The following is a 13,344-nucleotide window of genomic DNA, read 5'->3' as shown; positions in this document are numbered from 1 at the left end:
TTTATTGATCACTGCCTGGTCAGTCGTTGCAGGTAATCCTCGGCGTCGAGCTGCAGCGCCTCCGGCCGGCGCTGCAGCAGGGCCTGGACACGACACTGGTCCGTCGCCCGCACCGCCTCGGTGGTGTCGGTCATCAGGATGCGACCGCGGTCCAGCACCGTGATGCGGTCGGCGATCTTGAACGCGCTCTCCAGTTCGTGCGTGACCACCACGATGGTGATCTTCATGATATCGCGCAGGCGGATGATCAACTCGTCGAGTTCGGCCGAGACCACCGGGTCCAGTCCCGCCGAGGGCTCGTCGAAGAACAACAGCTGCGGGTCCATCACAATGGCCCGGGCCAGCGCCGCGCGCTTGACCATGCCGCCGGAGAGCTGGTTGGGCAGCAGGTCCTCGAAGCCGGCCAGGTTCACCACCTCCAGCTTCATGCGGGTCATGATGCGGATGGTGTTCTCATCCAGCCGGGTGTGTTCGCGCAGCGGGAAGGCAACGTTGTCCTCCACCGTCATGGAACTGAACAGGGCCCCGCCCTGGAAGGACACGCCGATGCGCTTGCGCAGCGCCAGCAGTTCGCGCTCGCCGAGACGTCCGATGTCCTGGCCGAACAGCCGCACCGTGCCTGCGGCCGGGCGGTTCAGCCCCAGCAGGTGACGCAGCAGGGTGGACTTGCCCGAGCCGCTGCCGCCCATGATCACGTGGATCTCGCCGGCGCTGATGTCCAGGTCGACATCCTCCAGCACGCTCACCTCGCCATAGCGTGCGCCCAGGCCCTGCACCTCGACCACCGGCTGGCCCGGCTGAATGCGTTCACGTGCGCCCGGTTTCGCTGCCGCGTCCATGTCAGCGGCTCAGGAACAGGGTGAAGAGCATATCGGCAATGACGATTGCGGCGATGCACAAGACCACTGAACGGGTGGTCGAATGACCGATGCCGTCCGCTCCGCCGCGGGCCATGAAACCGTTGGTGCAGCCCACCAGCGCGATCAGCACCGCAAACACCAGACTCTTGACCAGGCCCTGCATGACATCAGACACCTCCAGGTAGGCAATCACCGACTCCCAGTAGGTGGCCAGGCTGAAGTGCAGCTTGAGCACACACAGCAGCCCGCCGCCGGTCAGGGCCATGAGATTGGCCAGGATGGTCAGCGCCGGCACCATCACCAGCATCGCCAGCAGGATGGGGGCGACCAGGTAGCGCACCGGGTTCACGCCCAGTACCCGCAGGGCGTCGATCTCCTGCGACATCTGCATCGAACCGATGCGCGCGGCGATGGCCGAACCGGAACGCCCCGCCACCACAATGCCGACAATCAGCGCGCCGAACTCGCGCGTGATCGACAGCGCCAGTCCGGGGATGACCTGGGACTCGGCGCCGAAATCCTTGAGCGTATAGACCCCCTGCAGGGCCATCATCACGCCGTTGGCAAAGGCCAGAATGGCGACGATGGGAATCGCCGCCACACCGATGCGCATCATCTCGGTGACCACGGCGCGCAGCCGCACCGGCTGGCCGCGCAGCGCCCCGGCGACCAGCCAGTACAGGCTTTCGACCAGCAGCAGCGCGGCATAGCCGAACTCGTCGATGCCGCGCGCCACGCGCCGGCCCAGGTTTTCGGTCAGGGCATACACAGGCTATCTCTGGTTAATGGCCACGGAACCACACGGAATGACACGGAAAATTCCAAAAAAAAGCGTAGGTCGAGTTAGCGCAGCGTAACCCGACATGGCCCGGCGCCGGATTACGCCCTTCGGGCTGATCCGACCTATGGGAATGGATTCCGGCCTGCGCCGGAATGACGGGTATTGGTTCGCTGATCAGATCTGTCTCCATAATGCTTTCTAAACCGCCGGACAGGCATCGATGCCGGAATAGACGTCGAACACCGTATCCAGCCGCGCCAGCTGCAGCACCTTCATGGCCGCCTCGCTGACGCCGACCAGGGCAAAGGCCAGCCCGCCCGCACGCGCCTTCTGCAGCCCTTCGACCAGGCTGGCCACGCCGGAACTGTCGATGTAACTCACTGCGGACAGATCCACCAGGGTGGGTCGGCCCTCCTCCAGGCAGCCGAGGATCAACTCGCGCGCCTGCGGCGAACTGTACAGATCGATCTCGCCCTGCAGCGCGACCACGGCGTAGCCCCGGTCCAGATTCACCTCGGCGTGTGTCATCGTCCCTGTCCGTACTCCCGGTAGACCCGCATGCGCATGCGGTTGCCCTCGGGCGAGGGCGAGTACTCCATGCCGTCCAGGATGCTCTGCATGAAGTGCATCCCCAGCCCTCCCGGGCGCAGCTGTTCCAGCGGCCGCGGCCGCAACTGCCCGCGCGCCACGCCCTGGCCCCAGTCGATCAGCTCGAACGCCAGCCCGGCCTCCAGTGCATAGGCCTCCAGCACCACCGGCCCGGGGTCGCGCCCGGCATAGGCGTGCTGGATGACATTGGCGCAGGCCTCGTTGACCGCCAGCACCACGGCATCCCGCTGCTCCGGGGTGAAACCGGCGCCCGCCGCCAGTTCGCGCAGCAGGCAGCGCAGCAGCTGCAGCCGCTCCGGCAGGGCCTCGAACTCGATCCGCAGCAATCGCGTTGCCTGTTTCATTCTGATGTCGTCAAATCCACGGCCAGCAGGGTCAGGTCGTCACGTGGACTGCCGCTGGCGGGGATAACCGCGTCCATGATCCGATGCAAACGCTGTTCCAGTTCCAGATGACGCTCGCGCCGGATCAGCCCGGCCAGCCCCTCCAGTTCCAGCGGCGCCCCCTGGACCTCGGCCTCGATCAGGCCGTCGGTGAACAGGTACAACTCACCGGCAGTGAGGTCGAACTCCACGGCGGGGAACCTTCCCTCGGGCAGTATGCCCAGCGGCGGCGCCAGGGCCGGGAATTCCCGTATCGCCCCGTCCGGCCCGGCCTGCAACGCCGGCAGATGCCCGGCATTGGCCAGTTTTCCCCGGCCGCTGTGAACATCGTAGATACCGATGACCATGGTCACGAACATGCCGCGGATGGCACTTTCGGCAATCTCGCGGTTGAGGGTAGCCAGCAGCATGGAGGGATCCACCAGCACCTTGCCCAGGCAGTGGAACAGGCTGCTGGCCTTGGCCATGAGCAGGGCGGCGTTCATGCCCTTGCCGGAAACATCGGCGATGGCGAACCAGATCTGGTCATTACGCGTCGGGAAATAGTCATAGAAATCGCCGGATAACCGGCGGGCGGAATGATTGACGCCGATAACCCGACCCCGCGGCACCTCGCGCCGGGGCATCAGGCTGCACTGCACTTCGCGGGCCAGGGTCAGTTCCCGCTCCAGTTCATGGGCCATGTGGTTGCGCTCATCCAGAGCGCGTTCCAGTTCCAGGGTCATTTCCTGGAAGCTGAGATTGTCCTCGGCCAGGCGCAGGTTGGCCGCGCGCATGACCTCGTCCAGGCCGGTCTGGTGCGCAATCGGCAGGTTCAGGGCCTGGGCGGCCTCGGCCATGGCCTGGTTGATGTGATCGAGCAATGCATCGGTGACGGCGGACTCCAGGCCCCAGTCGCCGTGCAGCAACTCGCGGCAGCGGTGGATGACGCCGCGGCTGTCGTCTGCGGTATAGACAGCCGCCAGCCAGTCGGCGCTGCGCGCCAGCCGGCACAGCGACTGCACATGCGGTTCCAGTTCCGTCAGCACCGGCGCGTGATGCAGGCCGATGACTTCGTTCAGCTCTTCAGGCAACGCCCACTGCCGCGCCAGGGTCTGCCCGAGTTGGGTGTGGGTCATGCCGAACAGGGTACGTTCTGCCTGCAGGCGCGCCTCGGGATCAAGCGGGCGCAGGCAGATCCATTCGTGGCTGCGATCGGGACGCAGGTAGAATCCGATCAGCAGCCCGAAATCCTGCAGCAGTCCGACGGTGAAGGCCTCGTCGCCGTCCAGTCCGACCTCGCCTGCCAGCAATCGGGCCGCCACGCCACGGCGCAGTGCGTCCTCCCAGAAGGCCTCCAGATCGAAGCCGGGCATCGCGTCCGCGGCCACCGCATCGCGCATGGCCAGACACAGGGACAGATTGCGCAGGTTGCGATGCCCCAGCAGGGATACGGCATGGGCAATGCTCCTGACCTGGCTGCGCAGGGCGAAGAAGGAGGAGTTGGACAGGCGCAGCAGTTCGGCACTGAGCTTGGGCAGACGCTCGATCAACTCGGCCAACTGCGGGTTGTCGATGGCCGGATCGGTGCAGGCCTGTACCACCCGCAGCGCCTCGCGCGGCGGCGCCGGCAGGTCGGAAGGCCGGATCCGTTCCAGTTGCTGCGGTGAAATGGGCTGGCTGTTCATCCCTGAATCTGTTGTATTCTCGTCCCCTACGCCTTTATAGCGTCCACGGCAACACAAACTTGACTTGATATACAATCATTTAGGAAGGTCCTGGTTAATCCGTCATGCCGGCCTGCACCGGGATGCGCAAAAAAAATCAATCAGAGTGTCCTCAGACTTTAACCACGAAGGCTGCAATCGTCCCGCATGGATTCCGTCCTGCCCCCCTCCCTCGCTCTGCTGCTGTTGCTGATGGTGGCCAATGGCGCGCCGATCCTGGCCCAGCGACTGCTGGGCCGGCGCTTCGACTGGCCGCTCGACGGCGGCCTGGTGTTGTCCGACCAGCAGCGGCTGCTGGGCGGATCCAAGACCGTGCGCGGCGTTGTCAGCGCCCTGCTCCTCACCCCGGTCGCGGCGCTGATGCTGGGCGAACCGGCCTGGCTGGGCGGCCTGCTCGCCCTCGGGGCGATGGCCGGCGACGCCCTGTCCAGCTTTGTGAAGCGCCGGCTTGGACGACCGGCAAGCAGCCAGGCCCTGGGGCTGGACCAGATTCCCGAGGCCCTGCTGCCGCTGCTGCTGGTAGGTGAGCACCTGCAACTGGATGCGCTGACCATCACCCTGCTGGTCGTGGCCTTCCTGATCCTGGAGTTGCTGCTGTCGAAACTGCTCTACCGGCTGCGCATCCGCAAACGGCCGTATTAGTGAGGCGTCAGACACGCAGGATGGGTGGAGCGCAGCACAAGCCATCACTGATCAGGCCCCTGATGGATTGCGCCGCTACACGCCTTCACCCCTCCAACGCACTGCTTCCGACCTGCGCCGGCATCAGGGTGTGGAGCGTGACCTCCGGCGGGCAATTGAGCCGCACATCGACGATGCAGGCGCCGGAGCCGGCCGAGGTATAACCCTGCATGCCGTTGTAGCGCCAGGCGCCACGGCACAGGGCACGCGGGGCACGGGCGTTGCACAGTATCGGCCGCCCCCCGGGCAGGCAGATCTGGCCGCCGTGGGTGTGGCCGCACAGCATCAGATCGAAGCCGAGACAGCTGGCCTGGCGGTAGAGCTCCGGCGAATGCGCGAGCAGAATGGTGACCGCCTCATCGGGCACCCCGCCCACGGCCTTCTCCAGATTGTCGGCCCGGTAGTAGTGCGGATCGTCGACCCCGACCAGATAAATACCGTCATCGCCCCGCGCGAAGCGTACCGATTCGTTCAGCAGCAGGTGAATATCCAGCGCCTCGATCCCCGGCACCATGCGGATGCTGTCATGGTTGCCGAGGATGGCATAGACCGGCGAGGCCAGGTGTGTGCGCAGGCGTTCCAGCCCGTGCAGGGCCGCCTCGCAGGGGCCGTGGGTGCGGGCGCGGAAATCTCCCGTCAGCACGCACAGGTCGTAGTCCAGTTCCCGCACCGTCTCGCTCAGCACCGCCGGCATGTCCTCGGCCATATCCAGGTGCAGGTCGGAGATGTGCAGCAGTCGCAGCCCCGCGCAGACCGGCGGCAGATGAGGAATGGCTACACGGTTGTGCCGGACCCGGATGCGGCGGGCGTTGCGCCGCCCACGGCCGTGCAGCAGGCTGGCTCGCAACAGCAGGCGGATCAGGCCGTGCACCGAGTACCAGTTCTCCAGGTGGAAGAAGTTGCGGCCCTGACCGAACACCCGCGCCTCGTAGTCCTGTTCCAGACCCAGCCGCTGGCGGGCATGGACACGACCCAGCCGCTCGATCAGCTGCCGGGTCAGCGCCGGGTCGCTTCGGAATGGCGAGCCGCGCACGGTTCAGCGTCCCGGCCGCTGCCACAGGGGCACGTCGCGGCGTTTGAACAGAGGCACCAGCAGCATGCCGGCGACGAAACCGCCGATGTGCGCGCCCCAGGCCACACCGCCGCCTTCGGCAGCCGTGGTGGCCGAGTTCAACAGCTGAATCACGAACCACAGCCCCAGCACCGCGACCGCCGGCAGGTAGAAGGTCTGGATGATGAAACCGAAGGGAATGGCCACCAGTACCCGCGCATGCGGATACAACAGCAGGTAGGCGCCGAGCACGCCGGAAATGGCCCCGCTGGCCCCGATCATGGGCACGGTGGATTCAGGACCGGGCAAGGCATGGGCCAGCACCGCTGCCAGTCCGCAGACCAGGTAGAAGACGATGAACCGCACGTGTCCCATCGCATCCTCGACATTGTTGCCGAAAATCCACAGGTAGAGCATGTTGCCGATGATGTGCATCCAGCCGCCATGCATGAACATGCTGGTCACCAGGGTCAGTTCGGCCGGAATCAGCTGCAGTTCCGGCGGCAGTTCGGCCAGGCCGAACAGTACTGCCGGCACCGTGCCGAACGCGAATACCGCGGCCTGCTGGGCCTGGCCCAGCGACAGCTGCCAGAAGAACACCAGCACGCAGGCCGCGATCAGGGCCACGGTGATCATCGGCGGCAACGCGGCCGGATTGTCGTCCTTGAGTGGAAACATGCGGGGACGCGGCTCAGTCGGCCTCGAAGCCGCAGGCCTTGTGGCTGGCGTCGCAGAAGGGCTTGCGCTGGGACTGCCCGCAGCGGCACAAGGCGGCCCGGGTCCGGGTGGTGGTGCTGCCCTGCGCGCCCTCGAGGGTCATGGGGCCGCTGGCGATGTACATGGCATTGGCGCGGGCCTGCACGGTCAGCGGCGCGGGTTCCTGATCCGGTGTCTGCGCGCGATCATCCTCGAAGCAGGCATCATCGCTAAATCCGGACTGCTTGTGGCTGCCGTCGCACCAGGGCTTGCGTTGCGACAGTCCGCAGCGGCACAGGCCGATCTCGGCACTGCGTTCCAGCACCCTGCCCTGGCCGTCCTGCAGTTCGATATCGCCGTACAGGATCAGCGGGCCGTTGGGGATGACCCTGATGCGGTTGGACATGTATGACTCCTGTCTGTGTATTCATCACATTAGGTTGAACGGAGGCCGCAGGCCGTAGGATGGGTGGAGCGCAGCGCAACCCATCGCGCGCGGTGTTCGATGGGTTACGGCACAAGCGCCTCCACCCATCCTACGGCCTGACCCGCGAATCAGTCGAACAGCCCCAGCTGCGGGGTCTCCTCCCGCGGCGGCCGGAAGCGGCTGCAGTCCAGCGACGGCGCGCCGGGAAAGTCCAATCGCCGATACGCCTTTCCGAACCGCTGCGCGAGCAGGTCGGCAAAGATCCCGGTGCCGCGCATGCGGCTGCCGAATGCCGCATCGTAATCCCGCCCGCCGCGGCAGTCGCGGATGCGGTTGAGCACATGCTCCGCCTTCAGGGGTTCATGCATCTGCAGCCAGTCGCTGAACAGATCCCTCACCTCGTGCGGCAGCCGCAGCAGCACATAGCCGGCGTCACAGGCCCCGGCCTCATGCGCCGCCTCCAGCAGGGCCTCCAGTTCGGCATCGGTCAGAACCGGGATCAGGGGCGCGACCAGCACACTGACCGGCACCCCCGCCGCGCTCAGGCGGGCGATGGTCTGCAACCGCCGGTGCGGCGCGGCGGCGCGCGGCTCCAGCCGCCGACTGAGCCGGCTGTCGAGCGTGGTCAGGGACACCGCCACCCGGCACAGATTGTCGGCGGCCAGCGGTGCGAGCAGGTCCAGGTCCCGTTCGATCAAAGCGGACTTGGTGACGATGGTCAGCGGATGCCGGCACTCGGCCAGTACCTTCAGGATGCGCCGGGTCAGGCCCAGCCGGCGCTCGACCGGCTGGTAGGCATCGGTATTGATGCCGAGGGCGATGGGTGCGGGCGTATAGCCGCGTCGGCCCAGTTCCCGGCGCAGCTGCTCGGGCGCATCGGGCTTGTGGTAGAGCCGGGTCTCGAAATCCAGCCCCGGTGACAGGCCCAGCCAGGCGTGGGTGGGGCGGGCGAAACAGTACACACAGCCATGCTCGCAGCCCCGATAGGGATTGATGGAACGATCGAAGGGCACGTCCGGGGACTGGTTGTAACTGATCACACGACGACTGCTATCGACCTCGAGCGTGGTGCCTGGGACTTGCTCCGTCTGTGCCAGGCTGTCCCAGCCGTCATCGACGCGCTCGCGGCTGTACTGCTCGAAGCGGTTGTCGGGGTTGCTGCCCGCACCGCGGCCCTTGAACGGGCTGTCGTAGCGGATGGCCATGGTTCAGCCTCCCGGGTGGCCGTGGGGCGGCAGGGTCACGGCAAGGTGACGGGTAGGGGACATCGGGGTTGCACGCTGGGGTTGCCGCATCGGGGCCATTGTAACCCGGATCGGCGTCGGCGCGGACGGGGGATCAGACCGGGCCGGACGGTCCCTTGCCGGTGCCGGCCAGGCGCGTCGCCGGGGACGGGGGCGGTCTGTCGTCCCCGCCCCGGCGCAGCCGGGCGAAGGCACCGTCCATGCTGCGGGTCAGTTCGCGGGTGTAATCCTCCATGACGCCGCGCAGGTGCAGTTCCAGGCGTTCCTGCACCAGTTCGTCGATCATCGCCCCCAGGGCCTGCTCCACCACCGGACGCAGCCGCTGGACCAGGCGCGGGATATCCTCGATCACGCCCTGCTCGGCATCGATCCAGGCGGAGGTCACGGCCAGCTGCAGATGCTCACGGATGTCGCGCCTGAGCTCTTCCCCGATGCGGGTGACCGTGGCGGAATCCGGACGTCCGCTGACGCCACCCCCGGTCTCGTTCAGCGTGGACACATGGTCAGCCTGCTGCAGCCCGTCGAGCAGCTGCGCCAGGCCGCTGGCATCCGGCCCCTTGGCCATGACCGCCACCGCGCCGTGGGCGCGGGCGCGGGCGCTGAAATCCTCGCACAGGTTGGTGGTCATCATCACGACCGGAATGTCGGCCGTGGCGGCCCGGCTGGCGATCTCCAACGCGGTCTCGAAGCCGCTGATCCCGCGCAGGTCATGATCGATGAACACGGCACCGGGGCGCTCCCGGGCGATGGCGGTCAGCGCCTGCTCGCCGGAGCCGGCCTGTTCCACCTCATAGCCGAGGCTGCGCAGCTGCTTGGTCAGCACCAGGCGGGCCGAGGGCGAGTCATCGACGACAAGGACGGTGTGGATGGTCATAGGGCGTTCCCGGGCATTGCCCGCCGGCGGTCTGGCCTTGCCCCCGCCGGCTTGGTTATTTTTCTCCCGGTAACGATAACCAAGCCCGGCCGCATGCGCAACGCGATAACTAACGAATTGATAATCCGCCACAAAACAAATACATTTGACGACACCCCTGGCAGCTCAGGCGCATCACACAAATTTAACCGCCCTTTCCGGAGACCGTGATGAACCTCGAAAAAGTCGTGTTCGCCTTCTTCATCCTGCTCGCCCTGACCCTGAATTTCGGCTTCGTCATGGGTGAGATATCCAATCCCCTGCACCACAACAAGTATGAGTTGTTCGGTGCCCTGGTGGTCAGCCTGGTCGCCACGGTGCTCAAATTCGGTGATCGCACCCACATCGGCGCGGTACTGCTCGCCACCAGTCTGGTGGCCGACCTGCAACTCATCGCGGCGACGCTGGTCTGGTGGTATGCCGAGCAGGTGAGCATGGTCGGACTGACGCCGCAGGTCATGGCCGACATCGTGGGGCTGTCCGGCGGTGCGCTGGTGGCCAACTTCGCCTCCGTGGTGATACTGATCGTCGAGACCGTGATGCTGCGCCGCTGAGGCCGGGGCCATGGAACAGATCGTCTTTCTGGTCTTCCGGCGCATGCGCCGGCCGCTGATCGCCATCATGGCGGCCTATTCCATCTCGGTGCTCGGTTTCATGCTGATCCCGGGGCAGGACGATGCCGGCAACGTCTGGCACATGGATTTCTTCCATGCCTTCTATTTCGTCAGCTTCATGGGCTCGACCATCGGTTTCGGCGAGATCCCCTACGCCTTCACGCCGGCGCAGCGCGGCTGGGCCACGCTCAGCATCTATCTGACCGTGATCAGCTGGCTCTATGGGATCGGCTCGCTGCTCACCATCATCCAGGACCGCACCTTTCGCCGGGTGCTGGAATTCAGCGGCTTCCGCCGCCGGGTCAAGCGGCTGTACACACCCTTTTATATCGTCTGCGGCTATGACGACACCGGCACCCTGCTGGTCGAGGAACTGACCGCACGCGGCATCGGCTGCAGCGTACTCGACATCGACAGCGGACGGATCGACGCCCTGCAGCTGCAGGACCTGCCGATGTTCGTGCCGGGGCTGCGCGCCGACGCCAGCGACTCCGAGGCCCTGGCCGCGGCCGGACTGCGCCACCCCGACTGCCGCGGCGTGATCGCGGTGACCGACGACGACCGCGTCAACCTGCGCATCGCCATCACCTGCAAGCTGCTCAGCCCGGACAAGCAGATGATCAGCCGGGTCCAGACCCGCGACATGGCCGCCAACCTGGCCTCCTTCGGCACCGACTTCATCATCAATCCCTTCGAGACCTTCAGCGACCGCTTCGCCATGCTGTTCCACTCACCCAGCATGTACCTGATCTACGAGTGGATCACCAGCATCCACAATGCGCCGCTGAAGGACTTCGTCACCCCACCGCCCGGTAAGTGGATCCTGTGCGGCTATGGCCGTTTCGGCAAGGCACTGCGCCGCGAACTCGATGTCGAGAACGTGGAGACCCGCATCATCGAAGCCGATCCGGGGCGCACCGAGCCGCCCGAAGGCACCGTCATCGGCCGCGGCACCGAGGCGGAAACCCTGATCGCGGCCGGCATCGAGTCGGCCGCAGGGCTCATTGCCGCCACCGACGACGACAGCAACAATCTGTCCATCCTGATTACCGCCAAGGATATCAACGAGGACCTGTTCACCGTGGCCCGGCAGAACGAACGCCGCAGCGACGACATCTTCGGCGCCCTGGCGCCGGATTTCATCATGCAGCCCAGCACCATTACCGTGCGCGGCATCCTCTCAAGGATCATCACCCCGCTGCTGCAGGACTTCCTGGACATCGCCCGGAAGAAGGACGAGGACTGGGCCAACCTGCTGGTCTCGCGCGTCTCCGGCGTGGTCACCGACCGGGCCCCGGAACTCTGGGCCCAGAGTCTGGATGCGGAACACGCCGGTGCGCTGCACGACCTGCTCGGACAGGGCCGACAGGTACCGCTGTGCCGCATCACCCGCGACCCGCAGGACTGCGAACAGGGGCTGGCCCTGGTGGTGCTGCTGATCAAGCGCGGCGGCGACACCTTTCTGCTGCCGGAGGATGAGTTCGAACTCGAACGCGGGGACAGGCTGCTGCTGTGCGGCGTGAGCGAGGCCAGGCGCCAGCTGGAACTGAGCGTGCAGAACTACAATGTGCTGAACTATCTGCTCACCGGCGAGGATCGTCCCGACGGCCTGATCTGGCGACTGCTGCGCCGTGGGCGCGACGCCGAACGGCCCGACACGGTACAGTGAGCCGGATCATTCCGGCTCCGGCCGCCAGCGGGTGCCGCATACCCGGCACTGACGCAGGTCGCGCCGCGGCGGAAAGATCACGCCCACGATGCCCAGACTGAAAATCACCAGCAGCAGGGTCTGCCAGGAAAACCGGGCGAACGAATCCGCGGCACCGCAGTGCGGACAGGCCGGCGGCGCAACCTCGTCTTCCGGCAGGTCGAGCGTCTCGGCATACTCGCCTTCGCGATCGGCGGCCAGGATCTCCCGCGCCCGGCGGGCATCGGACTCGACGACCTGCAGTTTCACCCCGCCCAGGGCATTGGACAGGAACCAGGCGGCCCAGACATGGTTTTCATGGATCACATAGGCCGGCACGCCCTCGGCCTCCAGCCGGCCGCGGGCGATATGCGCCTGCAGCGGATCGGTGAAGCTGGCCACGGTCTCCAGGCGGTCGTGATCGATGTCGATGAAATCGACCACTACAGCAACTCGCCCTGGGCATGGCGGTCATAGACCAGCCCGGCGGATGTCGGCCGCGCCTCCGGGCGCAGCAGGTGTCCGCGCTGTGTGCCCGGCGCGATCAGGTGGCAGATCTCCACACCCTGATGCATCAAATAATCACTGATCAGGGAACGATGGCACTGCAGCGGATCGCGTTCGGCACACATGATGGCCGTGGGCGCCTGCGCGGACAGTTCCACCAGTTCCGCCACCGCCCGGCGGAAGGCCGACGTATCCATATAGTCGGCATAACCGCGCAGTCCATCGCCCAGCGCCGCGTGCGGCGAATCGGGACGTGCCCGGCGCATCCCGCCCAACCCGCGCCCGGCCCAGCGGTACACCCTGCCCTGCGCCGCCAGCCCCTGCTCCAGACTGTCGGCATTGAAATGCGGAAAGCGCCCGGAGCGCGGCCGGGCGCGCACATCCACCAGGGTCCGGATGCCGGCGGCCTGCAGCAACTCCAGCAGCGCCGCCAGCGTACGGTTGCTGTGGCCGACGGTGTACAACCGGGTCACGGCCCGGCCTGTGCGGGTGTGGGGCAGGCCACGCCGGTACCGCCGTGGCCGCAGTAACCACCCGGATTCTTGGCCAGGTACTGCTGGTGATAGTCCTCGGCGTAATAAAAGGTCGGCGCCGGCAGGATCTCGGTGGTGATCCCGCCATAACCGCGCGCATGCAGCGCAGCCTGATAGGCCTCGCGCGAGGCCTCGGCCAGCCGCTGCTGCTCTTCGCTGCAGGTGTAGATGCCGGAACGGTACTGGGTGCCGACATCATTGCCCTGACGCATGCCCTGGGTGGGATCGTGGCCTTCCCAGAACACCCGCAGCAGCTCCGCATAGTCGATGCGGCGCGGATCGAACACCACCCGCACCACCTCGTTATGCCCGGTCATGCCGGAACATACCTCCCTGTAGGTGGGATTGGGCGTGTAGCCGCCGGCGTAGCCCACCGCGGTGCTGTACACCCCGTCCAGTTCCCAGAAGCCCTTTTCCGCCCCCCAGAAGCAGCCCATGCCGAACATGGCCTGTTCCATCCCTGCCGGGAAAGGCGGGACCAGCGGGTGGCCGGTGACGTAATGCCTCTCGGGCACCGGCATGGCCGCCTCGCGTCCGGGCAGCGCCTCCTCCGGGGCCGGCATCCCGGTCTTGCGATTGAGCCCAAACATGTCTGCCCTCCTGTTGCACTTTGTTCCAAGTCTGACGCAAAGCCCCGGCACTGGCCACCATT

16 protein-coding genes are annotated in these 13,344 nt (G+C 66.3%); 3 read left to right on the top strand and 13 right to left on the bottom strand.

Annotation, left to right across the window (positions count from 1 at the left end):
• Positions 1–8 precede the first annotated feature (8 nt).
• The 5 genes from CFK21_RS06980 to CFK21_RS06960 all read right to left on the bottom strand — a co-directional run bounded on the left by CFK21_RS06980 (position 9) and on the right by CFK21_RS06960 (position 4,300).
• Positions 9–839, bottom strand: a complete 831-nt coding sequence (locus tag CFK21_RS06980) for an ABC transporter ATP-binding protein (RefSeq protein WP_096365985.1) — start codon at positions 837–839, stop codon at positions 9–11.
• A 1-nt stretch (position 840) separates the two neighbouring features.
• Positions 841–1,629, bottom strand: coding sequence for an MlaE family ABC transporter permease (locus CFK21_RS06975; RefSeq protein ID WP_096365984.1), 789 nt, complete (start codon positions 1,627–1,629; stop codon positions 841–843).
• Positions 1,630–1,839: 210 nt separating this feature from the next.
• Positions 1,840–2,169 (bottom strand): STAS domain-containing protein, encoded by a 330-nt coding sequence (locus CFK21_RS06970; RefSeq protein WP_096365983.1) that lies wholly within the window; start codon positions 2,167–2,169, stop codon positions 1,840–1,842.
• Positions 2,166–2,594: an ATP-binding protein gene (locus CFK21_RS06965; protein WP_096365982.1), complete on the bottom strand. Its 429-nt coding sequence runs from the start codon at positions 2,592–2,594 to the stop codon at positions 2,166–2,168. Before CFK21_RS06965 ends, CFK21_RS06970 begins: the two co-directional genes overlap by 4 nt.
• Entirely contained in the window at positions 2,591–4,300 is a 1,710-nt protein-coding gene (locus tag CFK21_RS06960) for an HDOD domain-containing protein (protein ID WP_096365981.1), read from the bottom strand. Before CFK21_RS06960 ends, CFK21_RS06965 begins: the two co-directional genes overlap by 4 nt.
• A gap of 186 nt (positions 4,301–4,486) precedes the next feature.
• On the opposite strand from CFK21_RS06960, the gene CFK21_RS06955 reads away from it, so the two are divergent.
• Entirely contained in the window at positions 4,487–4,981 is a 495-nt protein-coding gene (locus tag CFK21_RS06955; protein ID WP_197703025.1) for a CDP-archaeol synthase, read from the top strand.
• An 85-nt stretch (positions 4,982–5,066) separates the two neighbouring features.
• Here CFK21_RS06955 and CFK21_RS06950 read toward each other — a convergent pair whose 3' ends face one another.
• The 5 genes from CFK21_RS06950 to CFK21_RS06930 all read right to left on the bottom strand — a co-directional run bounded on the left by CFK21_RS06950 (position 5,067) and on the right by CFK21_RS06930 (position 9,312).
• Positions 5,067–6,053 carry a metallophosphoesterase gene (locus CFK21_RS06950; protein ID WP_197703024.1) on the bottom strand — a complete coding sequence of 329 codons (987 nt, stop codon included), beginning with the start codon at positions 6,051–6,053 and terminating at the stop codon, positions 5,067–5,069.
• Positions 6,054–6,056: 3 nt separating this feature from the next.
• Positions 6,057–6,749, bottom strand: coding sequence for a rhomboid family intramembrane serine protease (locus CFK21_RS06945; RefSeq protein ID WP_096365980.1), 693 nt, complete (start codon positions 6,747–6,749; stop codon positions 6,057–6,059).
• Between the two features lie 13 nt (positions 6,750–6,762).
• Positions 6,763–7,173 carry a CDGSH iron-sulfur domain-containing protein gene (locus tag CFK21_RS06940; RefSeq protein WP_096365979.1) on the bottom strand — a complete coding sequence of 137 codons (411 nt, stop codon included), beginning with the start codon at positions 7,171–7,173 and terminating at the stop codon, positions 6,763–6,765.
• A 149-nt stretch (positions 7,174–7,322) separates the two neighbouring features.
• Positions 7,323–8,399, bottom strand: coding sequence for a PA0069 family radical SAM protein (locus CFK21_RS06935; protein WP_096365978.1), 1,077 nt, complete (start codon positions 8,397–8,399; stop codon positions 7,323–7,325).
• 133 nt (positions 8,400–8,532) lie between these two features.
• Positions 8,533–9,312: a response regulator gene (locus CFK21_RS06930; RefSeq protein ID WP_096365977.1), complete on the bottom strand. Its 780-nt coding sequence runs from the start codon at positions 9,310–9,312 to the stop codon at positions 8,533–8,535.
• A 209-nt stretch (positions 9,313–9,521) separates the two neighbouring features.
• On the opposite strand from CFK21_RS06930, the gene CFK21_RS06925 reads away from it, so the two are divergent.
• Both CFK21_RS06925 and CFK21_RS06920 read left to right on the top strand, forming a co-directional pair.
• Positions 9,522–9,905 carry a DUF6394 family protein gene (locus tag CFK21_RS06925; protein ID WP_096365976.1) on the top strand — a complete coding sequence of 128 codons (384 nt, stop codon included), beginning with the start codon at positions 9,522–9,524 and terminating at the stop codon, positions 9,903–9,905.
• 10 nt (positions 9,906–9,915) lie between these two features.
• On the top strand, positions 9,916–11,634 hold the full coding sequence (locus CFK21_RS06920) for a potassium channel family protein (protein ID WP_096365975.1): 1,719 nt from the start codon (positions 9,916–9,918) through the stop codon (positions 11,632–11,634).
• Between the two features lie 6 nt (positions 11,635–11,640).
• Here the strand turns inward: CFK21_RS06920 and CFK21_RS06915 are convergent, their stop codons facing one another.
• From CFK21_RS06915 to msrA, 3 genes are read right to left on the bottom strand one after another with little or no spacing between them, the layout of a single operon-like run.
• Positions 11,641–12,096 (bottom strand): putative signal transducing protein, encoded by a 456-nt coding sequence (locus tag CFK21_RS06915; RefSeq protein ID WP_096365974.1) that lies wholly within the window; start codon positions 12,094–12,096, stop codon positions 11,641–11,643.
• On the bottom strand, positions 12,096–12,632 hold the full coding sequence (locus CFK21_RS06910) for a DUF488 domain-containing protein (protein WP_157745475.1): 537 nt from the start codon (positions 12,630–12,632) through the stop codon (positions 12,096–12,098). The genes CFK21_RS06915 and CFK21_RS06910 overlap by 1 nt, the downstream gene beginning before the upstream one ends.
• The gene (gene msrA / locus CFK21_RS06905; protein WP_096365972.1) at positions 12,629–13,282 is read right to left on the bottom strand and encodes a peptide-methionine (S)-S-oxide reductase MsrA; all 654 of its coding nucleotides are present in this window, start codon (positions 13,280–13,282) and stop codon (positions 12,629–12,631) included. The genes CFK21_RS06910 and msrA overlap by 4 nt, the downstream gene beginning before the upstream one ends.
• Positions 13,283–13,344: the final 62 nt, after the last annotated feature.

Source organism: Thiohalobacter thiocyanaticus (assembly GCF_002356355.1).
In the GTDB taxonomy this organism is placed as follows: Bacteria; Pseudomonadota; Gammaproteobacteria; order Thiohalobacterales; family Thiohalobacteraceae; genus Thiohalobacter; species Thiohalobacter thiocyanaticus_A.
Note: the sequence above shows the minus strand (reverse complement) of the source record. Positions and strands in the feature narration are given on the sequence as shown.

Coding starts and splice junctions, on each gene's coding strand:
- CFK21_RS06955 (WP_197703025.1), top strand. CDS start 4,487: ATGGATTCCGTCCTGCCCCCCTCCCTCGCTCTGCTGCTGTTGCTGATG.
- msrA (WP_096365972.1), bottom strand. CDS start 13,282: ATGTTTGGGCTCAATCGCAAGACCGGGATGCCGGCCCCGGAGGAGGCG.
- CFK21_RS06965 (WP_096365982.1), bottom strand. CDS start 2,594: ATGAAACAGGCAACGCGATTGCTGCGGATCGAGTTCGAGGCCCTGCCG.
- CFK21_RS06980 (WP_096365985.1), bottom strand. CDS start 839: ATGGACGCGGCAGCGAAACCGGGCGCACGTGAACGCATTCAGCCGGGC.
- CFK21_RS06920 (WP_096365975.1), top strand. CDS start 9,916: ATGGAACAGATCGTCTTTCTGGTCTTCCGGCGCATGCGCCGGCCGCTG.
- CFK21_RS06930 (WP_096365977.1), bottom strand. CDS start 9,312: ATGACCATCCACACCGTCCTTGTCGTCGATGACTCGCCCTCGGCCCGC.
- CFK21_RS06945 (WP_096365980.1), bottom strand. CDS start 6,749: ATGTTTCCACTCAAGGACGACAATCCGGCCGCGTTGCCGCCGATGATC.
- CFK21_RS06970 (WP_096365983.1), bottom strand. CDS start 2,169: ATGACACACGCCGAGGTGAATCTGGACCGGGGCTACGCCGTGGTCGCG.
- CFK21_RS06960 (WP_096365981.1), bottom strand. CDS start 4,300: ATGAACAGCCAGCCCATTTCACCGCAGCAACTGGAACGGATCCGGCCT.
- CFK21_RS06925 (WP_096365976.1), top strand. CDS start 9,522: ATGAACCTCGAAAAAGTCGTGTTCGCCTTCTTCATCCTGCTCGCCCTG.
- CFK21_RS06935 (WP_096365978.1), bottom strand. CDS start 8,399: ATGGCCATCCGCTACGACAGCCCGTTCAAGGGCCGCGGTGCGGGCAGC.
- CFK21_RS06940 (WP_096365979.1), bottom strand. CDS start 7,173: ATGTCCAACCGCATCAGGGTCATCCCCAACGGCCCGCTGATCCTGTAC.